Below are 24,928 nucleotides of genomic sequence, written 5' to 3' on the forward strand. Positions count from 1 at the left end.
AAAAGCTGATATCATTTTTAGATATCAGCTTTTTTGTTACTCCTATACAATTTAAAACTAATTATTATACTTTTTTCCTCTTCCCTAAGATTTCCACCTTAATCTTTAAAGCTTATTTATATTTTATATCTTTAATTTTTACTTATTTATTGAGTTTTTTATTGAAACTGTAAATGTATAGATAACAGTAATAAATAAAATCACCATTGCAATTTTTACAGTCCCTTTAACATCAAATATATATCCAAATGACATAACTGCAACAGCAATTGATAATAATAGATATGTTTTTGCCATAAAATGATATTCCTTTTTGGTTTTCATTTTAGCACGTTCCTCTGCATTTGCAATATAGTACATAGTTGTTAATAATGGCCCCTTTTGATTAAATGCAAATATTGAATAAACAAAAAATACAACTGAAATAATTAAACATATAATTCCTTCTAACATAAATAGCCCCCCTACTTTCTTTACATTATTATATCACTTGTTATATATAGAGCATAAGAAAAAGTGAGCATTTGCATAACATACAGAAAAAGCATCATAATGTATAGAATTCATGTTAGGTATAGTATTTCTATAACAATTTATTCTGTGACTTTCATAATTTTTTATAAAATAAAACCTTCGGTTAAATATAAAATTTAAATAGATTTTCCCATGTGGCTAACGCCATTTTTTGGGATAATACCTTGATTTCACAATATAACCAGCGAAGGGGGGAGTATGTGGTCAATGGTCATTTGCAGGCGCGATTTTTACCTGCATGACGCTGAACACATACTCCCCCCGAAGCGGTATATATCCGAAATCATCAATTATCCAAATAAACTAAGTAGTATTCCAGCTGCTACTGCTGAACCTATAACTCCAGCTACATTAGGCCCCATAGCATGCATCAACACAAAGTTTCCTGGACACTCTTGTTGTGCAACCTTTTGAGATACTCTTGCTGCCATAGGTACTGCTGAAACCCCTGCAGAACCTATTAATGGATTTATCTTATCTTTACATACTAAGTTCATTATTTTTGCAAATATTATTCCTGCAGCTGTTCCCACTGCAAAAGCAAGTATTCCAAGTCCAAATATCATAAGTGTTTGAGCACTTAAGAATATTTCAGCCTCTGCAGATGCACCAACTGATATTCCTAAGAATATTGTTACTATATTCATAAGAGTATTAGATGCTGTATCTGATAATCTATCTGTAACTCCACTTTCCTTAAGTAAGTTACCAAACATAAGCATACCTATAAGTGTAGCTGCTGCTGGTAGTATTAATGATACAACTATTGTAACTACTATTGGGAATACTATCTTCGCCTTCTTTGATACTGGCTTAGATTGATTCATTACTATACTTCTTTCTTCTTTTGTAGTTAAAGCTTTCATTATAGGTGGCTGTATTATTGGAACTAAAGCCATGTATGAATAAGCTGCTACTGCTATTGGTGCAAGTAGTTCTGGTGCAAGTTTTGTAGCTAAATATATAGCGGTCGGACCATCTGCTCCACCTATTATACCTATAGCTGAAGCTGCTTGAGCTCCAAATCCTAATAATAATGCACCTAAAAATGTTGTAAATATGCCAAATTGAGCTGCTGCTCCTAATAATATACTTTTTGGATTTGCTATTAATGGACCGAAATCTGTCATGGCTCCTACCCCTAAGAAAATCAGTGGTGGGAATATTCCAAGTTCATCTCCCATAAATAGATAATATAAAAGTCCCCCTGGTTGTGCTGTACCAATGTGTGCTGTACCTTCCTTGAAGGCTTCTGCTCCTTCTTTGCTTATCATTGATATAGAAGATACTGCTTCATTCATAACTCCTGTTAAAGGAAGATTTGAAAGTAACATACCAAAGGCTATTGGTATTAATAGTAGTGGTTCAAATCCTTTTGCTATAGCCAAATATAACAATAAACAAGATACAGTTATCATTACAGCTTGTTGCCATGTTATATTAACGATCCCCATAGTTTGAATAAAATCTAAAATAACCTCTCCCACGGGTGGTTCCCCCTTTTTCTGTATTTACTTATCCTAGTGTAACTAGTGGATCTCCTGAACTTACAGAAGCACCTTTTGAAACATGTATGTGAGAAACTACTCCATCATGAGGAGCCATTATTTCATTTTCCATTTTCATAGCTTCAAGTATTAAAAGTACATCTCCTTTTTTAACTTGTTGCCCAACATTTGCTTTTACTTCAAATATTGTTCCTGGCATTGGAGCACTTACGTCCCCTCCTCCACTTGGAGCAGGTGCACTAGCAGGTTGTTGAGCTTGTTTAGGTTGTGGAGATGGTGCTGCAGTTTGGATAGGTGCCGTTCTAGTATTGTTAGATGCTACTGCTCCTACTTCTTCAACTTCAACTTCATATGTATTTCCATTAACTGTTATGTTATATTTTTTTATCATATTTGCTACCTCCTAATTGACTTTAATATTTTTAAAGTTAACTCTAATCTATATATTTTTATTAATTAATAGCTTCTATTAACTTATTAGTTTGACGTTTTTTCCCAGTTACTTTTGTTATTATTTGTTCTAGTTATTCTTCTCACCACTATATTTTTTCCACTTGCGGCTACTATAGCTCCTGTTATTGCAGCTATTAGCTCTGTGTTATTTGAAAGATCTTCTTCTGCTTTTTGTGCTATTGCTTCTCTAATAGCATCATCTTCTTTAGTAGTATTTGAAGCTTGCGCGTCTTCTTTAGGCTGAGTATTTATAACTCTTATCATTAAAGATATTAATACTAGTATTGTGAAAACAACAAGCATTGATAGTAATGCTGTTGCAAGGCCTCCTAGCAATATATCTCCCATACTCATAGTGTCTATGTTAGTCTTTAAATTCTCTAATAATCCACTAATATTCATTTAGGTCACCTTCCTATAAAGGTATATTTCCATGTTTTTTATACGGTCTAGTTTCTCTCTTAGAAGCTAACATATCAAAGGCATCAGCTAATCTTATTCTAGTTAAAGATGGCTCGATTACATCATCAACGTATCCTCTTTCCGCTGCTTTATATGGAGTTGCGAATTCATCTGTATACTCTTTTATTTTTTCTGCTCTCATAGCATTTTGATCTTCTGCTTGAGATATTTCTTTCTTAAATATTATGTTTGCTGCACCTTGTGGTCCCATAACTGCTACTTCTGCAGTAGGCCAAGCAAGAACTACATCTGCACCTAAGTCTTTTGAACACATTGCAAGGTAAGATCCACCATAAGCTTTTCTTGTTATAAGTGTTACCTTTGGAACAGTTGCTTCACTATATGCATAAAGCATCTTAGCTCCATGTCTTATTATTCCTCCGTATTCTTGAGATGTTCCTGGTAAGAATCCTGGTACATCTACTAAGCTTAATATTGGAATATTGTAGCAGTCACATGTTCTTATAAATCTTGATGCTTTATCTGAAGCATTTATATCTAAACTTCCAGCCATTACCTTTGGTTGGTTAGCTATTATTCCTATACTTTCTCCGTTGATTCTTCCAAATCCAACTATCATATTTCTAGCAAAGAAAGGTTGAACTTCGTAAAAATCACCATTATCAACTATTTTAGTTATAATATCTTTCATATCGTAGGCTTTATTAGAGCCATCAGGTATAATTTCATCAAATTCTATAATTTCTTCATTTACAGAATCCTCACATTCAACTAATGGAGTTTTTTCTGTGTTGTTTGATGGTAAAAAACTTAATAATTTTCTTATTTGAGCTATACAATCTTCATCATTTGCAGCCATAAAATGAGCAACTCCTGATGTTGTATTATGAGTAGAAGCACCACCTAAATCTTCAGCACTTATTTCTTCTCCAGTAACTGTTTTTATTACTTGAGGCCCAGTTATAAACATTTGGCTTGTTTTATCAACCATGTATATAAAATCTGTAAGAGCCGGCGAATAAACTGCACCACCTGCACAAGGTCCCATTATAGCACTTATTTGAGGTATTACCCCTGATGCTATAGTGTTTTTATAGAAGATTTCTCCATATCCTGCAAGAGCATCAACACCTTCTTGAATTCTTGCACCTCCAGAATCATTAAGCCCTACTACTGGAGCTCCCATCTTCATCGCTAAATCCATTATTTTACCCATTTTCTTAGCATGCATCTCTCCTAAAGATCCACCAAGAACAGTAAAATCTTGCGCAAAAGCGTATACTAGTCTTCCCTCTACTTTTCCATAACCACATACTACACCTTCACCTGGAGCTTCACTTTTCTCCATACCAAAGTTTGTGCATCTATGCTTTACAAAAGCATCAACTTCTACAAATGTACTTTCATCGAATAAAAGGTTTAATCTTTCTCTACAAGTAAGCTTGCCAGATTTATGTTGCTTATCAATTCTAGCTTGCCCTCCTCCAAGTTCTATTTTTTCTCTTTTTTGCTTAAGTAAATTTAACTTTTCTACAGACATCTCATTTCCCCCAAGTCTTATATTCTTTCACTTAGTTCTATAAGTATTCCATTAGTACTCTTTGGATGGCAGAATGCAATACTTGCGTTTCCTGCGCCATATCTTGGCTTTTCATCTATCATTTTGTATCCTTTTGACTTTATTTCTTCTATTGCATCTTCTATGTTGTCTACTCTTAGAGCTATATGTTGGATTCCACCTCTACCGCCATTTTTTTCAATAAACTTCGCTATTGGTCCATCTTCGCTTGTTGATTCTAGTAGTTCAAGTTCTGTATCACCTACTGGTAAAAATGCTACCTTAACTTTTTGTTCTTCTACTACTTCAGTCCCTTGGCACTTAAACCCAAGTACTTCTTCATAAAATCGTAAAGCTTCTTCTAAATTTGGTACCGCTAAGCCTATGTGGTCCACGTTTTTAATATCCATGGTACATCCCCCTTATTTTATTACACTTTCATATATAGTTTCCCCTATTGTATAAGGGTCACTTTCCCTTGTAATTGTTTGTGATAGTAAATGGTCTACTTCTTTAGTCGACTCTACTTTCATTACCACCTTTTCTATTTTTCTGTGAACAATTTCTTTTACTTCAAGCTTTGTTCTCTCAAGTCTTTTATTGTACAGTTCTTTACTTTCTTCTAAATATTTTCTGTGATTAGAAATACTTTCAAAAGCTTCTTCTATTCCCTTACCTGTTTCTGATATTACAAGATTTACAGGTGGTCTAAAATCCCAATCCTTTTTAAAGTCTAGCATCATATCTATTTCTAAAGATGTTTTTTTAGCACCATCTTTATCAGCTTTATTTACTACAAATACATCTGCAATCTCCATAACTCCTGCTTTTATTGCTTGTATATCATCACCAAGACCTGGCACCATAACAATTACTGTAGTATCGGCAGTTTTTACTATATCAACTTCTGATTGACCTACTCCAACTGTTTCTATAAAAATATAATCACAACCATAAGCATCAAGTACTTTTATTGCAGATGAGGTAGAATTTGAAAGACCCCCAAGACTACCTCTAGTTCCCATTGAACGAATAAATACATTTTTATCTACACTTAAATCGTTCATTCTAATTCTATCTCCAAGTATTGCCCCTTTTGTAAAAGGACTTGTTGGGTCAATTGCTATTATCCCAACTTTTTTATTCATACTTCTCAGGTGTTTTACCATCTTATCAGTAAAAGTAGATTTACCAGCACCAGGAGGTCCTGTTACACCTACCACATATGCATTTCCTGTATGTTTATATATTTCTTTTAAAAGTTCTTCATAGCCATCAAGCTCGTTTTCTATCATTGTAATAAGCTTTGCACAGGCTCTTTTATTTCCTTCTAAAAGTTTTTCTACTATATTATCCATAATTTCTCCTATGCATTTTTAAATTTACTTACCTTGAACTTAAATAAAAATCCTTCTATGCTTGAGACTCTTGTCTTTTAAGGTTCGCTTTTATAAATTCTATAGTTACAGTTGTTGGAGTTCCTGGAGTAAATATTTCTGCTACTCCTCTTTCCTTTAAGAATGGTATATCTTCATCTGGAATAACCCCTCCACCTATTACTAATACATCTTCATAAGCACCTTCTTCTTTAAGAAGTTCTACAACCTTAGGTAATAAATAATTGTGAGCTCCCGATAATATACTCATAGCTACTACATCAACGTCTTCTTGAATAGCCGCTTGAACTATTTGATCTGGTGTTTGTCTAAGACCTGTATATATAACTTCCATACCTGCATCTCTAAGTGCTCTAGCTATTACCTTTGCACCTCTATCATGTCCATCAAGACCTGGCTTTGCAACTAATACTCTTATTGGCTTCATAATCTTTCCCCCACTTTATATCATTACAGTTTGTTTGTATTCTCCAAATACTTCTCTCATAACACCACATACTTCTCCTAACGTTGAATAACTTTCTACTGCTTCTATTATGTATGGCATTACATTTTCATCAGATTCACAAGCTTTTCTTAAAGATTCTAAAGTAACTTTTACTTTTTCATTATCTCTTCTTTCTTTAAGTTCACCTATCTTACCTTTTTGTCTTTCTCCAACCTCAGGGTCAACTCTTAATAATCCCTTCATTGGTTCCTCTTCTATCTTAAACTTGTTAACTCCAACGATTACTCTTTCTTCATTTTCTATTTCTTTTTGATACTTGTAAGCACTATCCATTATTTCTTGTTGGATGTATCCTTTTTCTATTGCTAGTGGAGCTCCTCCAAGTTCATCTATTTTGTTTATTAATTTTAGTGCTTCCTCTTCTATTTGGTTAGTTAATCTTTCTATATAGAATGATCCTGCTAATGGGTCTATAGAATCAGCTACACCACTTTCATATCCTACTATTTGTTGAGTTCTTAAAGCTGTTCTCACAGAATCTTCTGTTGGAAGAGCTAGTGCCTCATCCTTTGAGTTAGTATGTAGTGATTGTGTTCCACCAAGTACCGCAGCTAATGTTTGTATCGCAACTCTTACTATATTGTTTTCTGGTTGTTGAGCTGTTAGTGTACATCCAGCAGTTTGAGTATGGAATTTTAATGCTTGTGACTTTGGATCTTTTGCATCAAATCTATCTCGCATAACGTTTGCCCATATTCTCCTTGCAGCCCTAAACTTAGCAATCTCCTCTAATAAGTTGTTATGTGCATTGAAGAAGAATGATAATCTTGGTGCAAATTCATCAATATTAAGACCTGCTTTTAACGCTGCTTCAACATAGGCTATACCATCAGCTAAAGTAAATGCTACTTCTTGAACAGCATTAGCTCCTGCTTCTCTTATATGGTAACCAGATATACTTATTGTGTTCCACTTAGGTACTTCTTTTGAACAGAAGTCAAATATATCAGTTATAAGTCTCATTGATGGCTTAACTGGGAATATGTATGTTCCTCTTGCTACATATTCTTTTAATATATCATTTTGAATAGTTCCTCTTATTTTATCTAAAGTTACACCTTGCTTTTTAGCAACTGCTATGTACATTGCAAGTAATACTGATGCTGGTGCATTTATAGTCATTGATGTAGATACTTTATCTAGTGGTATTCCATCAAATAATATTTCCATATCTGCTAATGAATCTATAGCAACCCCAACTTTTCCTACTTCACCTTGAGCTATATCATCATCTGAGTCATAACCCATTTGTGTTGGTAAGTCGAAAGCTACTGATAATCCCATCGAACCTTGTTCTATAAGGTATTTATATCTTTGGTTAGACTCTTCAGCCGTAGCAAAGCCAGCGTACATTCTCATTGTCCAAAGTTTACCTCTATACATTGTAGGTTGTACACCTCTTGTAAATGGAAATTGACCTGGGTATCCTAGATCATTTTCATAATCTATATGAGCATCTAGTGGAGTATATAATCTTTTAACTTCTTCACCAGTGTCAAATTTAAATTCTTCTTTTCTTTCTGGAAATCTTGCTAGACTTTTGTTTACTTTGTTTTCTTCCCATTTCTGATATGACTCTTTAATAGTAGTTTTTTCCATAAGTTTTCCCCCTTAACTTTACGTATGCTTATACTCACTTCGTTAATATATTCAACTTAAGCCTAAAATATTTGCTTATGTTGTTGAAACTTAATTAATTATTACTATAAATTATGTATTTTGCTTTATGTCTTATAACTCCTTTTTTTATGCTTGTCTGATATGATTTATGTTAAGTTTTTTAAGAAATCTAATTTATTTTTTAAGTTTAATAAAGTTGTAGACGATAGTCTACACACTTGAATTGTAGCAGATTTTAGTATATTTCGCCTTAATATTTCATAAATGACTGTAGAATTTTAGTTCTTTCATATTTGACTTTATAAGAAAAAATTTTTATATAAATTTAATACAATAATGAAATATTTTAAGTATTATATTTCAGTTTTTTGAGCTTTAAGCTGTTAAAAATTTATTCTCCCAAAATATATAGTTTAGAATTTCTTGCACATAATATTAATTAATTGATTTATTCTAGGAGGATTATATTATGGAGCATTTTATAAATATTATAATACCCGTTTTAGTTCATATACTTGAGTTAATGGGTATTATTGTAATCACTATGGGATCATTTAAAGCTTTTTATCATATATGTATGCAAGCATTGTTTAAAAGAAATTATGAAGTTAAGCACCAGTTTGCAACTGCTTTAGCTACTGGTCTTGAATTTAAGTTAGCGGCTGAGATATTAAAAACTGTTTTAATAAGAACTTTAGATGAATTAGTTATACTTGGAGCGGTATTTTTATTAAGGGTTCTTATGACTATTGTTATAGATTGGGAAATTAAGCAAGGAAGTAATTTAGATATTCAGACAGAAAAAAAGTAAATAAACCATTGTATTTTTTTGAATGCAAAAATAAGCCTTCCGTTAAAATACTAAGTAAGGCTTATTTTTATGATATCTATAATATTCATATTTTTAATTATTATATTTTTTATTAGTATGACGCCTGTTTTATTTATTAGCAGTTACTGAAGCAGACATAATATATTCACCTACATTTAGATTATGTCCCCATTTTTCTTCATACTCTTTTGATACAGGTTTTACATCAATATTTATATTTTTAAATCCTGATTTAGATAAATAAGCTTCTAACTCTTCAACTGAAGAGGCACCTGTAACTCAGCCACAGTATAGTTTTTCATCTTGCTTCATCTCTTGAGTTAAATCTTTCATAAGTACTATATCAGATATAGATAATCTACCACCTGATTTTAATACACGATATGCTTCATCATAAACTCTTTGCTTATTAGGCGATAAATTTATTACACAGTTAGATATTATTACATCTACTAGATTGTCCCCTACAGGTAGGTTTTCTATTTCTCCAAGTCTAAAGTCTACATTTTGGTAGTTATTACTTACAGCATTATTTCTTGCTTGGCTTAACATTTCTGGAGTCATATCAACACCTATAACTAGTCCATTTTTTCCTACTTTTTTTGATGCTAAAAAACAGTCAAACCCTGCTCCACTACCTAAGTCTAGTACAGTTTCCCCTTCTATAATATTTGCTACTAAATGAGGATTTCCACACCCTAAACCTAAATTTGAATTTTCTGGAACTGTATTCATATCCTCGTTAGTATATCCTATACTTTTAGATATTTCTTCTCCACAACAGCTAAGTTTTTCCTCTTCTGTTACAATTTTTTTATAGCTATCTCTAACTATGTTCTTTATATTTCCATTAGTAATGTCCTTCATTAATTTCCACTCTCTCTCTTATAATTCTTGTAAAACAATTTAGTAATATATTATTTTCTTCTATTTCAATCATTACTTCTTTTTCACCATTAGAATTTTTTTCAGATACTCATTAATTAACCCTACTACTTACATGAACAAATCTTATTGTTTTACTTATTTAATTTTAGAATAGCTTCTTCTGATAAATTTCATAACTATACTCTATCTTATCCTTCATAAAGTTTGTAAGTAATTACTGACTATTTAGTTGTTACTTTTGATTTTTCTATATATTCACAAGAAAAACCATCTTCCTTAGATGACTTAGTATTTAAATAATCTTCTCTATATCGATCATATTTATCTAATTCATTATCTAATAGTTCTTTCACAAATGGATGTGATACTAGTGTTTCCTGATCTAATTTGTAATAAACGTATTTCGCATCTTTATAGTAAGTAACTAACTTTACATTCATTAATTTATTTAAATGTCTTGATGCATTTGATTGACTTAGTTGAAGAATTTCCTCTATTTCACAAACACATAATGCCCCAAATCTAAGTATACTTAGTATTCTTAGTCGATTTTCATCAGCTAATGCTTTTATTATTTGTACTAACTCCAAATAATCACCTCCATGAAATTATATCAATATTTATATTAACATATTCAATTATACTCATATGATAATTCATTTCTTTTTATTTGTAAATTATTTTCATAAATTACATAAAATAAAGCTACACAACCATATCTTGTTAGTTGCATAGCTTTGATTTTTAAGCAGCCTTCTTCTTATCTTTAATTTTACTTGAAATAGTTGTATAAGCCCATAAGTAAATTATACTTAAACCTCCAACTACAACCTCTCCTATAAAAATTAACGATTGATTATTAATAAAATACACCACTGCATAAGGTATGTATGTCCAAGGAAGCAATTTATCTATATTTTTATATATAAAAAGTTCAAAAGCACTAAGCCTATCCATTGGAAGTTTTTTCTTAGTGTTTGCTTCAAAGTACCTTATGTTATCAAATGATATGTGCAATAATACCCCAATAACCATAATAAGTGCCATATCTATTCCCCCTACGAAAAATTTCTGACATATATATCCTACCATTGTATGTTGAGTACATCAATATCTCTCACTGTATATTTTTTTGTTTTCAATATATATTTAGTTATATTGTAGAAACACCCTTAGCTTCCTTCTCTTCTGTTCCATCTTTTATATCATCAATATCATAAACTGTATTTTGTTTTTTTCTACTAATTTTACTCCATTGATGCTTTCTTTTTTTATATCCAATGAATCCTGTTATTCTAAAATACGAAGATAATTGTCTATATCCAAAGCTCTCAAGTATTGAAAATATCATTAGTTTAATCATTGTCCATGGGCTTGTCTTGTATTTAAATACATAATTTTCAAGGACAATAGAGGTTACTGATATTACTATTCCATAAAAAATATATATTAGTAAAAATGTAACTAAAAAGTCTACATTTAAAAATCCTAGGAAATAAGACAATATTATCATTCCTAATCCTAGTATATCTATTAAACAAGAGAATAGCTCATATACTACAAAGTATAAAAATGAGAATATACCTACTATACCATATTTAGGATTCAAGAAAATGTATTTGTGAGTGAATAAACTACTCATAAGACCTATATGCCAACGTCTTCTTTGACCTTTTAAATCCTTTAATTTTTCTGGAACTTGGGACCAACATATAGCATCATGAACATACTGAATTTTGTATGGTATTTTATTTTTTCTATAGAAAGAATGTAGCTTAACTACAAGCTCCATATCTTCACCTATAGTATTGGTATCATATCCTCCAATATTTACTACAGAGCTTTTCTTAAATAACCCGAAAGCCCCTGAGATTATTAAATTTCCATTAAACTTGTTAAACCAAACTCTTGTAGTTAAAAATACTCTATAATACTCTATAGCTTGAAAAATTACTAATAGCTTCTTTGTAGGTAATACTTTTACAACTTCACCCTTATCTAAAACAACTTGATTGGCTACTTTTATATTTCCTCCAGCAGCAATAGTTGTACTGTCTTCATTAAAAGGCATTACTATTCTTTTTAATGAATCTTTTTGAAGTATCGAATCTGCATCAAGTGATGTAAATAAAGGATAACTGGAAAGATTTATTCCCATATTTAAAGCGTCAGCTTTTCCACCATTTTCTTTTCTTACTAATGTAAGCTTTACATCATTTTCTAGTATTCTTTCATATATAAATTCTTCTTTATTACTTTTTACTAATTTTCTTATTGGCCTATCTATCTTTTTTAAGTTAAACTCATCTATTACTATTTTTGAAGTATTATCCGTTGATCCATCATCTATTACTATTATTTCATAATTAGGATAGTCTAAGTATAATAAAGAATTTATACAATCAGTAACAGTTTCTTCTTCGTTATATGCCGGAACCAAAACAGATATAGGGGTAAGATTTTGCTCATCTTCTAAATTTGTAGTAGTATAAAATCGTTCTTTCTTCTTACGTTCATCTAATTCTAACATTGCAAATATCGTTGAAATAAAAAATATCACTGCATATATAAAGACGTAATACATAAAAAATATATTTAGATAATCAATTAGTAATTCTAACATAGGTTCTGTACTTTCGCCTTTCTATTTTTTTGATTTGTATTCATAACATAAGTTAATATGTCTTTTGAATATTTATCATCTTTTTCTAGGACTTTTTGTATAATATTATTATCATTAAAGCTTAATAATGATAGTGCCGAATTATATCTTACATGCCAATTTTTATCACTGATGCTTTTTAAAAGTGCATTAATACTTTCTTCATCATCATAGTTTTTTAGTGCAGTTGCAGATATTGCTCTAAAGTCCCAGTCTTCTGTTTCTATAATATTTATTATTTCAGACTTTGCATCTTGATACTTTACTCTTATAAAGTACCTTATTATACTTATTTTAACTTCTTTATGTGTTTTTTCATCTTTTAGTAGTCTTAATAGCTTTTCTTTGGCTGATTCTATTCTATCATGGCTCAAGTCTTCTACTATTGATTTTTGAATCTCAACATTTAAATCACTAAATACATCTAACAATTTATCACTTAAAAAATTTCTATCTCCATAAAATTGGCTTAAAATATCTTTCAATACCTTATTATTTATATACTTATCCTCCGACGATAAATACTTTATACCATTTACTAGATTATTAGCATTACCGATTTTAGATAGCGCTCTTAATGATATAGTTCTTAAATCTAAATTCTTACTTTTAAGATTATTTAATAAAAATTCATTTACTTCAAAGTTATCAACCTTATATTCACCTAGATACATTGCAATATATCCTTTAGATATATTATCTTTTAGTTTTCCATACTTTGTATTAAGATGTATGAATTCTTCAAAGTTACTCATATATTCTCTTGTTATTATATAATTTTCTGTATCTTTATTAAAAATTGATATGCTTTCATTAAATACTCTAATATATTGTCTTTTTTTTACTCTTCCTTTTATATAATTAATATCTAAAGTTGATATATTTTCATCTGATTTTAAAGAATTCAGCTGCTTTAATACTTCTTTTCCAAAAGTACTTCGTAACTTTTCTGCTTTTTTATCAAACATTTTTATACACATATCTTTGTATATTAAGTAAAGGATAGAACAAGCAATTATATATATAAAGAATATTAACATCATAAAAATACCGCTTATATTCTTCATAGTACCTTCCCCTTTAATTTTTATTTAATTCTTCTTTAATAACAAAGTAAGATTTCTTTAGCCTCTCATGATATGTTGGCATTATCCATCCATCTAAATCATATGGTCTACTGGTTAATCTACTAGTGTTTTCATTATTCTCTTTTACAGTCACCCCAACTTTAATATCGTTAATAGCTATAGGTACAGTATCCAATACTTCATAAAAATCATCCTGTATTGCTTTTGTTGATGGATCCATAAAATTTAATATACCATAAGGTATTCTTATTTCTAGATAGTTATCTCCCACATAATAATCTGATGTAGATTTATAATCTTGGTTACTTGGATTACCATTTCCATGAACTAACTTACCTGTTTCATATATTAGCTTTTCTGCAAACTTATTTAATGATTCTATATACATTTTAGGTCTTGCCTCAATATATATCGGTGAAAAATTATCCATATCTTTAGTATGACTCATTAAATCTGGTCTTTTTAGATTCTGTGATTTATTTTCATAGAAACTAAATCTATTGTAGTATTCATGAACTAATACTGAAGCATCATTTTTATTATTAACTTTTATAATAAAGTCGATTGGGCTATCAAATTCTAAGTTGAACTGAGAACTTATACTTGAGCCTGACTTTGGTGTTATATCTAAATCAACATATATGTCTTGATTTTCTAAGTTTATATTATTTTTTGATTTAATCATAAAATAAAGATATTTTTCATCACTTTTCATAGATAAGCTATAGTCATCATTATTGGATAAAATATCTTTATCACTCCACTCATCAATACTACTATCAGGGTAACTAACACTTTTTCCTTCACCTGGATCAAATGCCATAAGCCCAAAGTTTTGTCCATAGGTTTGTGCATCACTCCAGTATGGTGTTCTATCTAATATTTTACTATCCTTAGTATTAAAAGATGAATTGTGCCATCCATCTGTAAACTCAAAGATAAAGCTTCCTGCACATCCTGAATTTTCTATAGCGTTATATGCGCTAACCAAAGCTTGTCCTTGTTCTTCTTCTGTTATATATCCTTTTTCATTACTACTATTAAAATCTCCAACAGTCCTTGATGAAGGCACTCCAAACTCTCCAATAACCACAGGGATTTTATGGTATCCATTTATTTGTTCAAAATAACTTTGCATATCATCTTCATATTCTTTAATATTAGAATAAGATGGATATACATTGTAGGAGACAAATATACCTGTTTTAAAACTATTTTTTAATTTTATATTTTCAATATCTATATAATCTTTAAGGCTACTTTTGTATAGATTTTCATTGTTGCCAGTATTTTCATCTTCTATTGTTTCTACATTAGAATTTAGTTTCGCATTATTGTTTTGCTCTGGCTTTGTATTACTTACTATCTTGTAATGAGAAGAACCCACAAAGCCAATAATTTTTTGAGTATTATACTCTTCCATTTCGTAATCTGCTAAGTAATCCCCTAACATAGCTAAATATGATTCAAAAGAAGATGCTTCTTCATTTGTGTATAGATATTTTCCTTTATAAGGATTTTCTTTGTTTATTATTTCTGTATAAATAATATCATTTGAACCAAACTCTATACCTAGTGTATATCCAATTACATAATCTGATATATCAATTTTGTATTGATTAGATAAATCAATATTATTAGAATTTAGTGGATTTCCGTGAACAGAATCTACTATATATTTAATATTTTCTTTGTATAAATCTTCAAGCTTTGCAGATTTTGCATCATATCCATCTTTTAAAAGTACTTCATCAAAATATACACCTTGAATTAAATACATTGGTTCTTCTTTATCCTTATTAAACTTCTCAAGAGCATCATAAAACTCATGTCCCATAAGATTAGGTACTTTTATACAGTTTGCTCCCATTTGATATATATAACTTAAATATCTTAAATATTCTTCTTCCTCTACTTTATATTCACTAGGAAAATAGCCCGGTTTTGAAGAAGTTAAATTGACACCAATTAAGTCTATATTTTTCCATTTTCCATCTTTTGAAATATAAAAATCCTTATCTTCAACTTTAGAAAAATAAGTGTCATTTAATGGTGCTAATTTATTAGTCGTAATATCAATCACGTAATTTATTATAAATAAAAATCCTATGATTGCTACAATTATTACTTTTTTCAAGTTTATCACTCCTACTATTTTGCCCAGTTTGTAAGACTGTCTATATTCTCATCCATCCATTGCCCTCTTTGAATAATAAAATCTTTCATACGAGTTATTTCTTCCTCATATGAAGTAGATCTTCCATTTGTACTCCTTAAAAATTCAGGGTTTTGTTGTAGATATTTATCTAGTGCTTGAGGATTATTTTCATATTGTTTAAATATTCCTTTACTTACTTTAAACATGTCTGGTTGATTACACATGTATATAGGCCAAGTAGTAAAATTACGCTCAATAGCATCTCCTAAATGTAATACCGTTTCATCAATTAAATCTATTAAAAATTCATCACTTAAGTATGTTTTTCTTAGGTACTTATATCTTTCTTCAACATTTTTAGCAAAAGTTATATCTTCCATAAGTCTTCCAAACCATGTTTTCTCTATCATATAAAATCCCGTATAATCAAATGCTGGTCCTATGAGTTTACTATGATTTCCTAAAGAACTATTAAAGTCCCAAACGGGTCCAGCTTTTATTTTTTCATTATAATCTTTGTATATATTTGTACTTAATATTCCAGCATCAGTATTTTTAAAGAATTCATTTATGATATAATAATCTACAAAAGTGTCCACATCTATATATTTATTATATCCCTCATATGGATCATTAAATTTGTAAGAATAAAGAACTCTCTCAAACTCGCTTATATGCTTATTAATATATTCATATTTTTCTTTTGTCAAATTTTTAGTAGGATATTCAATATTTATTCCATAATCATATAAGCTTGTTTCATATCCATAGTTACCTAAAGTAATGTCTCCTTCTTTTTGAGAATTTTTTGAGACTATAAAGCTGGTCTCATCATTGGCACTTTGAGATTTCGAAATATCGACTCTATTTTCGCCTCTTTTAATTTTTTCAATTAATATATAAACACCTTTATAATGAGACTTTTTTATAGTATCACTCCCATCATCGATTACTATCACTTCACAAAATTTAGCATCTGAAGCATACTCCATTATATTTCTTGATGTTTTATAAACTAAATAATTCCTCATAAGAGACTTATCTGCAAAAGGTCCATTTAAAACCCAGTCTGACTCTTTATTCATTCCAAGCAATTTTTCTTTTCTTTCTTGATTATTTTTTTTGGCTAGTTCAATACTATATTGTTTTTTTGGAAATGCTCTAGTAGAATTCCCTCTTATCTTAATATTTATATCGCTAGTTATTACAGGGTCATCCGCTATATAGTTAAGCTTATTTTCTGAGTCATATACTTGCAAATAAGCTTTTAGCTTTTCTGAATCACTTACTTTGTTACCTTTAGTGTCTATTATTAATAGTGGAAGATTAAAACCAAAATCATGTGACCCATCATCATAGTTCTTGCTCATTTCTTCTTTTTTCTTAGCTTTAGCTTCTTCCTTTGCACCACTTTTCATATCATGTAAAATTGAAGCACATAATAGTGAAATAAATACAAAACTTATTGCTATAATAGACTTTAGAATATCTTTATTCATATATTCTCACCTATCCTATTGTTTCTCCATTTTGAGCAACTATATTTACAGCGTTTACGCCTTCTATTTTGTACAAGCTATCAAGTATATTTTTATCGTCACTATTTTTTATTTTTATTTGATAAATTATTTCTAAATTATCTCCAACTGAATTTTTAGCTCTTAATTGACATCCTTTAAATACATTAAATACGCATCTCATTATTTCTTCTTCTCTATTTTTCTTACCTCTTATTATAAGAATGTATCTTTCTTCTCTACCAAATCCACTAAAGCTAAACATAGCTAGTACAACAAATAAGAATAAAGAACCAACAGTAGCAATCATGTAGTTTCCACTACCAACACTTAGCCCTATCGCTATACACCAGAATATATATCCTGTATCCCTTGGATCTTTTATTGCTGTTCTAAAACGAACTATAGATAATGCCCCTACCATACCTAGAGATAAGGCTATGTCACTACCTATAACTATCATTACCATTGTAGTTACTAATGTTAGCATTACTAATGATACATTGAACTTTCTATTGTACATAACTCCACTAAAAGTGATTTTATAAGTCCAAAATATTATCATTGATAACAATAATGCCATAGTCATCATTTCTAGTGCAGAAAAAACTGTAATTGTTCCATTTGGTGCTGTTAAATATTGATATAATACTTCTTTCAAAATAAAACTTCCTTTCTATAACATATAATTTTCAAAAAATCGTCTAGAACTACAATATTTACTTAATGACTGATTAGTAGTATCTAATCCTGTTAGAGCTTGAGATATCCAACAGAATAACTCTCCATCAAACTTAACTTCTAAGAGAGCATTATAATAATCTACTATAGGAGTCATAAGAACATCATCACTAAACATATCAAAATCAAATTCATTTGATCTAATATCACTATCTAAAGTAACTCTAATGTTATTTTCGTTGTGAATATATGCCTTTCTATAGTAGTCTACTAATACTACCGGTCTGTACTGTCCAGTAGTCATTATGTTGTAAGCTGATTTAGCTGTATTGTTGTCATATTTTAATAAAACGCTGTAGTCTTTGTTTATTAGTTTTATTGCATCCTCTTTGGTTATTGTTATTGTTTCTTTGATTTGATTTATATTAATTTTTCTTTTTATTTCTAGTTTTACTGAATTGTTTTTTGTATCATAGATTCTAAGTCTTATCTTCTTCCTAATTTCTTCTCCATCCATTTTTGAATGATAGTCATCATTGTTTAATCCATCAAAGTATAAGCTTCTTATTTTATAGCCATATTCTTTGTTGTTTTTATCCGAAGTTAAAACTTGTTTGAATAGATTATCTACTTTATAGTAGTCTTGCTCCCCTATGAGGTATTTAAGCTCTCTTCTTGTTACAATCATTTTTTCCCTCCCCATAACTATCCATATATTTTGATACCCACATAATCTGATTTCAAACCATTAGTGTTCAATATTATAGTCGAAATACGTCGAATAATCAATACATATAGTGTGTATTATTAGTTTACATCGTAAATTTTTCACTAGCTCTATCTTACAAATATGTAATCTAGTTGTAATGCAAATAGATGGTTATTGTATTAGTTCAGTTTTATAATTAGATCATAGTTAATTGAGGAGAATAAAATTTTATGAAAAAATTAAATGCGTTTCAAATAAAATGTTTTGCACTATTTATTATGTTATTGGATCACTTGTTCTTTGCATTTCCACAAGTTTTCCCACTATGGTTACACCCATTATCTAGACTGGTATCACCTATATTTGCTTATCTAATGGTAGAAGGATTTTATCATACTAGAAATAGATTAAAATATAATGGCAGATTATTTGGTTGGGCAATATTTATGCAGGCTGGTAATTATTTATTAAATATGACTTTGGCTTCAAAAGATGTTTCCGTTCACAATAATATATTTATGACTTTAGCATTTGGACTTGCTATAATAAACTTATTTGAATATAGTAAGAAGAAGATAGGCATTCCTAAGATATTATTAATAGTAATAGGTATATTATCAATACCTGTTGGGTTAATGTTTGAAGGTGGACAGGTTGTTATACTAGTTATATTAGTATCTTATTTCTTTAGAGAAAAACTAAAATTACAAGGTATAATCTATGTTACATTCTCTATAATATTATTATTTATGAGTTATGTACCATATGAAACTATTGACATGACTATTAATATGTTAGTGTACAACTGTGATTTCTTATTTATATTCTTCTTCCCATTTGTACTTATGTACAATGGTGAAAGAGGTATGAACAACAAGTTTAGTAAGTATTTATTCTATGTATTTTACCCAATGCACTTATGGTTACTTGCTGTAAGTGAATTTATGCTAAAATAAAAAATAATTTATTTTTAGGCTATTTTTATAACTTTATAATAAATGTGCATTACAAATAACTGTATCTTTATTATTTCAATACTTTGAATTATAAGATACAGTTATTTGTTAAACTTTACATCAGTTAGTTCCTAATATATTATAGATAATACAATCTATATTTATTACTTATTCCTTACAACATGTAATAGCTTATCTACATATATTTTATCCATTTGTACATACTCTGAGCCTTTTTCACTAGAATCCTTTTTAGCTCCACTATTCATAATATATTTATCTATATCAACATACTCTTGCCATGAGTCATCATTATATTTTTCTGAAGGCTGAGCCATAGATGGATGTGCTAATTTTAACTTCATACCATTTTTTAGCTCAATATTATAGAAAAATTCACCCTTATTTTTCCCACTATCATCGAACCCAGTATTTACATAATCTACATCATTAAAGCTATATTTATTTCCCTTTAAGTTGTAAAAACTATAATCATAAATACCCTCTTCTGTAACTACCACTACACTAGTTATTATTATGTATACAAGTGGAATTATTGTTAGTATAAGATATTTATCAACCCTTGACCTCTGAAATAAACTTTTCTTCTTATATGAAAATATTTCTTCTCTTGTAAATATCATTCCTATTCTGCTAGCTACTATTATCAGTATTACAAATAATAAATATGAATATGGACTTTTTATAAGATAAATTAAATATTCCCCTTTTATAAATAGTTTTTGTTGTATAAATGCAATTCCTATATAGAATCCTATAAAAGCGATTACCATTACTGCTATTAATAAAATATACAGAATAAAAGATACTATGTGGCTTAGAAGTTCTAAGGTAACATTACTTTTTTTGTTGTATACCTTTAAATAATTTCTGAGATTGTAGAATACTAAAGTTATTCCAAGTATAACAAAAGCTATGTTAAATACTATAGATTCATAATTTTTATGGTATATATTTATGAATAGCCATAGTATTGGACCTAAAGCTATAAGTATGGATGATAATAATCCATATTTAATATATTTAATATCTTTCATGTATATTTCCCCCCTTAAAATTTAATGATTTAAATTGATTTAGAAATTTATGATATAAATAAACTATAAAATTAGTTTTCAACATATAGCAATTATGAAATTTAATTATATCATACATAATATTGTAAATATATTCCAATTATAATTTTATTTCACTTACCAAATTTGATTATAACTATTTTCCTATTATTCATTAATTTGTATTTATCTATCTAATAAATCATTTTTTAATGAAATATAGAATATAAGTAAGTAACATATGAATTATGAGGTGATATTGTATGTATAATATTAAAACACTTCCTAAAATTGATTTACACTGCCATTTAGATGGAAGTGTTAGACCTAGTACTATAGTTGATATTGCTATTAAAGATAGTATAAAGCTCCCATCTTATGATATTAATGTTATTTCAAAACTTGTAAAAGTTGATGAAAATACTACTTCTCTTAATGACTATTTGACCAAATTTGAAATACCAATAAAAGTAATGCAAAACGAAGAAAGTTTAGAAAGAATAGCGTTCGAGGTTTATGAAGATGCCGCCCTTGAAAATATAAAATATATGGAAGTTAGATTTGCACCTGTTTTTCACACTAAAAATGGATTATCTCTCAATAAAATAATTAGTAGTGTTCTAAAAGGTATAAAAAGAGCCGAATGTACTTATCCAATTAAAGGTAATTTGATATTAACTTGTCTTAGAAATATGCCACAGGAGGCAGGTTATGAAGTAATAGAAGCTGGTAGGACTTTTTTAAACAATGGTGTTGTAGCTGTGGATTTAGCAGGTCCAGAATATGAAGGATTTGCAATTGATTATAAATGCTTAATAGATAAGGCTAGAAGTTATGGCTATAAGGTAACTATTCATGCAGGTGAGTCTGCTAGTTATCAAAATGTTATTGATGCCATATGTTTGCTTCATGCTAATAGAATCGGTCATGGGGTTAATATAAGATACTCAAAATATGCTAGAGAGTTTGTAAAAAGCAATAATATAACTCTCGAAATGTGTCCAACAAGTAATCTCCAAACAAAGTCTGTGGATAATATTTGCAATTATCCTTTATATGATTTTTATAAAGAAGGACTTCTAGTAACTATAAATACTGACAATAGAACTGTCTCAGATGCTAGTATGACTGAAGAGATAAGTTTAATATTTTGCAACTTTAACTTGAATATATGGGATTATAAAAATATTTATCTAAATTCTGTAGAAGGCGCTTTTTGTAATGATAGAATCAAAAGATGGCTAAAATGTTTAATATAAAAAACCTACCTAATAATTACTAGGTAGGTTTTTGTTATATTAACTAATGATGGTTATCATTATAATTAGTCTATAAAAGTAACTACTTCTTCTAATGGTTTACGAGGTGGTTGGTTTGGAGTATCGTCTTCTCCTACACCTAATGAAATCATAGACATTAACTCGTATCCTTCTTTGTTAAATCCTATAAGCTCTTCTATTTCAGTTTTTGCATGAGTAGGACCTGTCATGTAACAAGTGTCGTATCCCATAGCTTTTGCAGCTAATAATATATTTTCTACTGCTGCACCTATTCCTTGAGCTGCTGATTGAGGTGATACTAGTACATCTAACACTTCTTTAGGAGCGTTATTTTGCTTAAGTATCTTGTACTCTATCATTTTGTATTCGCAAGAGTATACTAATATTACTACTGGTGCATGCTTGAAGCAAGTGTAGTATTTTATTACGCTCATATGTCTCTTAAAGTCTTTTTCATCTTTAGCTAATTGACCTATTTTTTCATGGCTTTCAGTAACTATATCTGCCATTTTATTTATTATATCTCTGTTTTGTAAAACTACAAAGTGCCAGTTTTGTTGGTGCTTTGGTGATGGAGCATAAGTACCAGCTTTTATTAATTCTAAAATATCTTCTCTAGGTACTTCTATGTCTTTAAATTGTCTTACACTTTTTCTATTGTAAATAAAATCTAAGTTTGCCATTATGTTATCTCCTATAATTATTTAGTTTGATGTCGAACCAATTATATAATTTAAATTGGCTCTCAGTCAAATTTTTTCCTTATTTTAGTTACTTATACGTTTTTGTTTAATAATTACAAGAGTTACTCCAAAGATTGCTATAGAAAAACCAAGTACAATAAACATACTCATAAATATAGGTGTAAGATTTTCTTTACTATAATTAACCAAAGTTGCTATTTCATTATTTGCTTTTACATACCAGTAAGTAGGATTAAAACTAGCTATTTTAATAACAGCATCTCCTAAATATTTTTGCGGTACAAATACTCCACTTATAAAACAACTGCCCAGTGATACTACGTTTGCCGCTGCTGACATTGCATTCTTACTGTTGACTAAATTCCCAATTAAAAGGCTTATACTTAATGCTACCATTGTGAATACAAAAGAGTTTAGAAGGAGTAATAATCCATTTAGAGTAAACATATATCCTTTATACATTATAAAACTAGCAAATACCATTATAATCCAAACCCCTATAGCAAAAGTAATATTTCCTAGTATCATTTGAAAACTCATACTTCTTAAAGTTAATGCTGACGATGAATTTCTCATTTTTAGATCCTTCTTATTAAAGGTAACCATAACTGATGATACTCCTAGTATTAGTATTGCAAACATTGAATAAGCTAAATAATTATAATAATTTTTAGAATAACTGTTATAATTGTAATTATTATCATAAGTACTTACTTCTACTTCTGTATCATAGGATAAATCCTTATTTACATATTTTACAAGCTCTTCTTGAGATATATTATCTATGGATAAAGTGTACATTTTTACAGTATTTAAATATCTGTTGATGATATTATCCATATAAACTTCACTTACTGAGTTTGGTATTGTGTTTTTTTCTATATTAATATTTTTATCTCCACTTAATAGCTTACTGGTAAATTCTTTAGGTATTCTTATTATATACTCTGCTTCTCTAAAGAATAGTGCATCTTGTAATTCAGTTTTCTTATCTTCAAGTTCTATTATATTTGCACTTTTACTAATATAATTTCTCAATCCATCTACAAGCTCTGATTCTTCATCTTCATTTATAAAAGCAACATTTATTTTAGTTTCTTTAAAATCTGTGTCTTCTGGATTAGATGCAGTGTTGCCAAGGACAACAGCAAAGAATAAAAACACTCCAATATATATTAATATTTCAGCTAAATTTCTACGAATAACCTTAAAAAAAGCTTTATAAACTTGCATATTTTTGCCTCCTTAAAACCAAGTAAGTAATGACACTAAATACTATAGATAATGCACAAAGTATTTCTATATTTATAAAATATTTGGTAGTAGTGTCATAGTAATACAAGGAGTAAAATGAGTCCGCTATTAAATTTATAGGATTGATATAATTTAAAATAGGCATTTTAGAGTTTACGATGTACTTCATTTTGTCATACATCATACCTGCTAGATATGACATTGTCATTGTACTACAAATTAATATACCAATCTTTATTCCTTCTTTCTTTTTCAATATTACTCCCAAACAAGTACCATAAGTTACTCCAGTTATAACTCCTACTATACATGCTAAAATTATATCTCCTAATTGATTTGCAAAGCTTATTTTTAGTACGAAGCATATATAAGCTATCAATAATCCTATGTCAAAAAGTTGAACTGTAGTAGCAGCTGCCATAGATGCCATAGCCACTTTTAATTTGTGAACTGGTGCTACGCTAATTCTTGCTCCTTGATATGACTGATTTCCTTGTATATATGCTACCTCTTTCAAACCAAAGAATCCACCATATAAACATGCCATTGCAATAAGTGTATAAAAATAATTTGCAATTATATCAGGTGAAGCATTACTAATAGCTACTTCTTTAATGTAATTTGTTCTCTCTAATAAATTATTAATATCTATTTTTGAAGCAACTGCATGATTTTTCTCTATTATTGTTGTGATTGTGGAAATAGTTTGTTTGTATTCATCTACAAAGCTTTTTATTATAGTTTGATTTATTCCTGATTTCTTAACTACAACATTTATATCTTTATCAAAATATATATATCCTTCAATATTATTATCATCTAAAAGTTCTTGAGCCTTATCCTTGGTCGTGTTTTCTACCTTAAATAAATCGTCATCATTTTTTCCATCTGAAACTAAGTTTATGGTATCTATAAATTCTTTGTAATCATTATATTTTGAATCTTTTACTATAGCTATATTTATAGTAGAAAAGTCTTCAGCACTTGATAAATTAGTAAGAGCCAAATTAAACAGTGTCGCCAATATTATTGGAAATATTAAAGTCCAAAACATCATCTGTTTGTCTCTCACTATACATTTAATCCTATATTTATAATTATGGTAAAACACTTTACTCCCCC

The 24,928-nt window shown here is 29.2% G+C and carries 25 protein-coding genes; 3 read left to right on the forward strand and 22 right to left on the reverse strand.

The window, feature by feature from the left end:
• Positions 1–138: 138 nt before the first annotated feature.
• The 9 genes from ACI48P_RS03655 to ACI48P_RS03695 all read right to left on the reverse strand — a co-directional run bounded on the left by ACI48P_RS03655 (position 139) and on the right by ACI48P_RS03695 (position 7,980).
• Positions 139–453 (reverse strand): DUF3784 domain-containing protein, encoded by a 315-nt coding sequence (locus ACI48P_RS03655; protein WP_475213552.1) that lies wholly within the window; start codon positions 451–453, stop codon positions 139–141.
• A gap of 371 nt (positions 454–824) precedes the next feature.
• Positions 825–2,021 carry a sodium ion-translocating decarboxylase subunit beta gene (locus tag ACI48P_RS03660; protein ID WP_475213554.1) on the reverse strand — a complete coding sequence of 399 codons (1,197 nt, stop codon included), beginning with the start codon at positions 2,019–2,021 and terminating at the stop codon, positions 825–827.
• A 28-nt stretch (positions 2,022–2,049) separates the two neighbouring features.
• On the reverse strand, positions 2,050–2,433 hold the full coding sequence (locus ACI48P_RS03665) for a biotin/lipoyl-containing protein (protein WP_475213556.1): 384 nt from the start codon (positions 2,431–2,433) through the stop codon (positions 2,050–2,052).
• 86 nt (positions 2,434–2,519) lie between these two features.
• Positions 2,520–2,897, reverse strand: coding sequence for an OadG family protein (locus ACI48P_RS03670; RefSeq protein ID WP_475213558.1), 378 nt, complete (start codon positions 2,895–2,897; stop codon positions 2,520–2,522).
• 13 nt (positions 2,898–2,910) lie between these two features.
• Positions 2,911–4,458 (reverse strand): methylmalonyl-CoA decarboxylase subunit alpha, encoded by a 1,548-nt coding sequence (mmdA, locus tag ACI48P_RS03675; protein WP_475213560.1) that lies wholly within the window; start codon positions 4,456–4,458, stop codon positions 2,911–2,913.
• Between the two features lie 17 nt (positions 4,459–4,475).
• Positions 4,476–4,886, reverse strand: coding sequence for a methylmalonyl-CoA epimerase (gene mce / locus ACI48P_RS03680; RefSeq protein ID WP_475213563.1), 411 nt, complete (start codon positions 4,884–4,886; stop codon positions 4,476–4,478).
• Between the two features lie 12 nt (positions 4,887–4,898).
• Positions 4,899–5,834, reverse strand: a complete 936-nt coding sequence (gene meaB / locus ACI48P_RS03685; RefSeq protein ID WP_475213565.1) for a methylmalonyl Co-A mutase-associated GTPase MeaB — start codon at positions 5,832–5,834, stop codon at positions 4,899–4,901.
• Between the two features lie 55 nt (positions 5,835–5,889).
• Positions 5,890–6,300 (reverse strand): cobalamin B12-binding domain-containing protein, encoded by a 411-nt coding sequence (locus tag ACI48P_RS03690; protein WP_475213568.1) that lies wholly within the window; start codon positions 6,298–6,300, stop codon positions 5,890–5,892.
• Positions 6,301–6,315: 15 nt separating this feature from the next.
• Positions 6,316–7,980, reverse strand: coding sequence for an acyl-CoA mutase large subunit family protein (locus tag ACI48P_RS03695; RefSeq protein ID WP_475213570.1), 1,665 nt, complete (start codon positions 7,978–7,980; stop codon positions 6,316–6,318).
• 490 nt (positions 7,981–8,470) lie between these two features.
• Here ACI48P_RS03695 and ACI48P_RS03700 point away from each other — a divergent pair, with 490 nt between their 5' ends.
• Positions 8,471–8,812, forward strand: coding sequence for a DUF1622 domain-containing protein (locus ACI48P_RS03700; RefSeq protein ID WP_475213572.1), 342 nt, complete (start codon positions 8,471–8,473; stop codon positions 8,810–8,812).
• A gap of 300 nt (positions 8,813–9,112) precedes the next feature.
• Here the strand turns inward: ACI48P_RS03700 and arsM are convergent, their stop codons facing one another.
• The 9 genes from arsM to ACI48P_RS03745 all read right to left on the reverse strand — a co-directional run bounded on the left by arsM (position 9,113) and on the right by ACI48P_RS03745 (position 18,515).
• Positions 9,113–9,700: an arsenite methyltransferase gene (arsM, locus tag ACI48P_RS03705; RefSeq protein ID WP_475213574.1), complete on the reverse strand. Its 588-nt coding sequence runs from the start codon at positions 9,698–9,700 to the stop codon at positions 9,113–9,115.
• A 242-nt stretch (positions 9,701–9,942) separates the two neighbouring features.
• The gene (locus tag ACI48P_RS03710; RefSeq protein ID WP_475213576.1) at positions 9,943–10,311 is read right to left on the reverse strand and encodes an ArsR/SmtB family transcription factor; all 369 of its coding nucleotides are present in this window, start codon (positions 10,309–10,311) and stop codon (positions 9,943–9,945) included.
• A gap of 154 nt (positions 10,312–10,465) precedes the next feature.
• Positions 10,466–10,768 (reverse strand): hypothetical protein, encoded by a 303-nt coding sequence (locus ACI48P_RS03715; RefSeq protein WP_475213578.1) that lies wholly within the window; start codon positions 10,766–10,768, stop codon positions 10,466–10,468.
• 106 nt (positions 10,769–10,874) lie between these two features.
• Entirely contained in the window at positions 10,875–12,251 is a 1,377-nt protein-coding gene (locus ACI48P_RS03720; RefSeq protein ID WP_475213580.1) for a glycosyltransferase family 2 protein, read from the reverse strand.
• An 86-nt stretch (positions 12,252–12,337) separates the two neighbouring features.
• The gene (locus ACI48P_RS03725) at positions 12,338–13,450 is read right to left on the reverse strand and encodes a HEAT repeat domain-containing protein (protein ID WP_475213582.1); all 1,113 of its coding nucleotides are present in this window, start codon (positions 13,448–13,450) and stop codon (positions 12,338–12,340) included.
• A gap of 13 nt (positions 13,451–13,463) precedes the next feature.
• Positions 13,464–15,608 carry a hypothetical protein gene (locus ACI48P_RS03730; RefSeq protein ID WP_475213584.1) on the reverse strand — a complete coding sequence of 715 codons (2,145 nt, stop codon included), beginning with the start codon at positions 15,606–15,608 and terminating at the stop codon, positions 13,464–13,466.
• A 14-nt stretch (positions 15,609–15,622) separates the two neighbouring features.
• Positions 15,623–17,128, reverse strand: coding sequence for a CotH kinase family protein (locus ACI48P_RS03735; RefSeq protein ID WP_475213586.1), 1,506 nt, complete (start codon positions 17,126–17,128; stop codon positions 15,623–15,625).
• 10 nt (positions 17,129–17,138) lie between these two features.
• On the reverse strand, positions 17,139–17,807 hold the full coding sequence (locus ACI48P_RS03740) for a DUF4956 domain-containing protein (RefSeq protein ID WP_475213588.1): 669 nt from the start codon (positions 17,805–17,807) through the stop codon (positions 17,139–17,141).
• Positions 17,808–17,822: 15 nt separating this feature from the next.
• Complete coding sequence (locus ACI48P_RS03745) at positions 17,823–18,515, reverse strand: polyphosphate polymerase domain-containing protein (protein WP_475213590.1); 693 nt, start codon at positions 18,513–18,515, stop codon at positions 17,823–17,825.
• A gap of 251 nt (positions 18,516–18,766) precedes the next feature.
• Between ACI48P_RS03745 and ACI48P_RS03750 the strand changes: the two genes are divergently transcribed.
• Positions 18,767–19,492 (forward strand): TraX family protein, encoded by a 726-nt coding sequence (locus ACI48P_RS03750; RefSeq protein WP_475213592.1) that lies wholly within the window; start codon positions 18,767–18,769, stop codon positions 19,490–19,492.
• A 164-nt stretch (positions 19,493–19,656) separates the two neighbouring features.
• Here ACI48P_RS03750 and ACI48P_RS03755 read toward each other — a convergent pair whose 3' ends face one another.
• Positions 19,657–20,550 (reverse strand): hypothetical protein, encoded by an 894-nt coding sequence (locus tag ACI48P_RS03755; protein ID WP_475213594.1) that lies wholly within the window; start codon positions 20,548–20,550, stop codon positions 19,657–19,659.
• A gap of 281 nt (positions 20,551–20,831) precedes the next feature.
• Here ACI48P_RS03755 and add point away from each other — a divergent pair, with 281 nt between their 5' ends.
• The gene (gene add / locus ACI48P_RS03760; protein WP_475213596.1) at positions 20,832–21,827 is read left to right on the forward strand and encodes an adenosine deaminase; all 996 of its coding nucleotides are present in this window, start codon (positions 20,832–20,834) and stop codon (positions 21,825–21,827) included.
• A gap of 65 nt (positions 21,828–21,892) precedes the next feature.
• Here add and ACI48P_RS03765 read toward each other — a convergent pair whose 3' ends face one another.
• The 3 genes from ACI48P_RS03765 to ACI48P_RS03775 form a co-directional block, all read right to left on the reverse strand.
• On the reverse strand, positions 21,893–22,531 hold the full coding sequence (locus tag ACI48P_RS03765; protein WP_475213598.1) for a nitroreductase family protein: 639 nt from the start codon (positions 22,529–22,531) through the stop codon (positions 21,893–21,895).
• Positions 22,532–22,615: 84 nt separating this feature from the next.
• Entirely contained in the window at positions 22,616–23,785 is a 1,170-nt protein-coding gene (locus tag ACI48P_RS03770) for an ABC transporter permease (RefSeq protein ID WP_475213600.1), read from the reverse strand.
• Positions 23,772–24,917 carry an ABC transporter permease gene (locus ACI48P_RS03775; protein ID WP_475213602.1) on the reverse strand — a complete coding sequence of 382 codons (1,146 nt, stop codon included), beginning with the start codon at positions 24,915–24,917 and terminating at the stop codon, positions 23,772–23,774. The genes ACI48P_RS03770 and ACI48P_RS03775 overlap by 14 nt, the downstream gene beginning before the upstream one ends.
• Positions 24,918–24,928: the final 11 nt, after the last annotated feature.

This window comes from Romboutsia sp. LXY-2 (assembly GCF_056171995.1).

Bases quoted from the DNA above. Each gene is read 5' to 3' on its own strand.
- ACI48P_RS03655 (WP_475213552.1), bottom strand. From the start codon at position 453: ATGTTAGAAGGAATTATATGTTTAATTATTTCAGTTGTATTTTTTGTT.
- ACI48P_RS03665 (WP_475213556.1), bottom strand. From the start codon at position 2,433: ATGATAAAAAAATATAACATAACAGTTAATGGAAATACATATGAAGTT.
- ACI48P_RS03670 (WP_475213558.1), bottom strand. From the start codon at position 2,897: ATGAATATTAGTGGATTATTAGAGAATTTAAAGACTAACATAGACACT.
- mmdA (WP_475213560.1), bottom strand. From the start codon at position 4,458: ATGTCTGTAGAAAAGTTAAATTTACTTAAGCAAAAAAGAGAAAAAATA.
- mce (WP_475213563.1), bottom strand. From the start codon at position 4,886: ATGGATATTAAAAACGTGGACCACATAGGCTTAGCGGTACCAAATTTA.
- meaB (WP_475213565.1), bottom strand. From the start codon at position 5,834: ATGGATAATATAGTAGAAAAACTTTTAGAAGGAAATAAAAGAGCCTGT.
- ACI48P_RS03690 (WP_475213568.1), bottom strand. From the start codon at position 6,300: ATGAAGCCAATAAGAGTATTAGTTGCAAAGCCAGGTCTTGATGGACAT.
- ACI48P_RS03695 (WP_475213570.1), bottom strand. From the start codon at position 7,980: ATGGAAAAAACTACTATTAAAGAGTCATATCAGAAATGGGAAGAAAAC.
- ACI48P_RS03700 (WP_475213572.1), top strand. From the start codon at position 8,471: ATGGAGCATTTTATAAATATTATAATACCCGTTTTAGTTCATATACTT.
- arsM (WP_475213574.1), bottom strand. From the start codon at position 9,700: ATGAAGGACATTACTAATGGAAATATAAAGAACATAGTTAGAGATAGC.
- ACI48P_RS03715 (WP_475213578.1), bottom strand. From the start codon at position 10,768: ATGGCACTTATTATGGTTATTGGGGTATTATTGCACATATCATTTGAT.
- ACI48P_RS03720 (WP_475213580.1), bottom strand. From the start codon at position 12,251: ATGTTAGAATTAGATGAACGTAAGAAGAAAGAACGATTTTATACTACT.
- ACI48P_RS03725 (WP_475213582.1), bottom strand. From the start codon at position 13,450: ATGAAGAATATAAGCGGTATTTTTATGATGTTAATATTCTTTATATAT.
- ACI48P_RS03735 (WP_475213586.1), bottom strand. From the start codon at position 17,128: ATGAATAAAGATATTCTAAAGTCTATTATAGCAATAAGTTTTGTATTT.
- ACI48P_RS03745 (WP_475213590.1), bottom strand. From the start codon at position 18,515: ATGATTGTAACAAGAAGAGAGCTTAAATACCTCATAGGGGAGCAAGAC.
- ACI48P_RS03750 (WP_475213592.1), top strand. From the start codon at position 18,767: ATGAAAAAATTAAATGCGTTTCAAATAAAATGTTTTGCACTATTTATT.
- ACI48P_RS03755 (WP_475213594.1), bottom strand. From the start codon at position 20,550: ATGAAAGATATTAAATATATTAAATATGGATTATTATCATCCATACTT.
- add (WP_475213596.1), top strand. From the start codon at position 20,832: ATGTATAATATTAAAACACTTCCTAAAATTGATTTACACTGCCATTTA.
- ACI48P_RS03765 (WP_475213598.1), bottom strand. From the start codon at position 22,531: ATGGCAAACTTAGATTTTATTTACAATAGAAAAAGTGTAAGACAATTT.
- ACI48P_RS03770 (WP_475213600.1), bottom strand. From the start codon at position 23,785: ATGCAAGTTTATAAAGCTTTTTTTAAGGTTATTCGTAGAAATTTAGCT.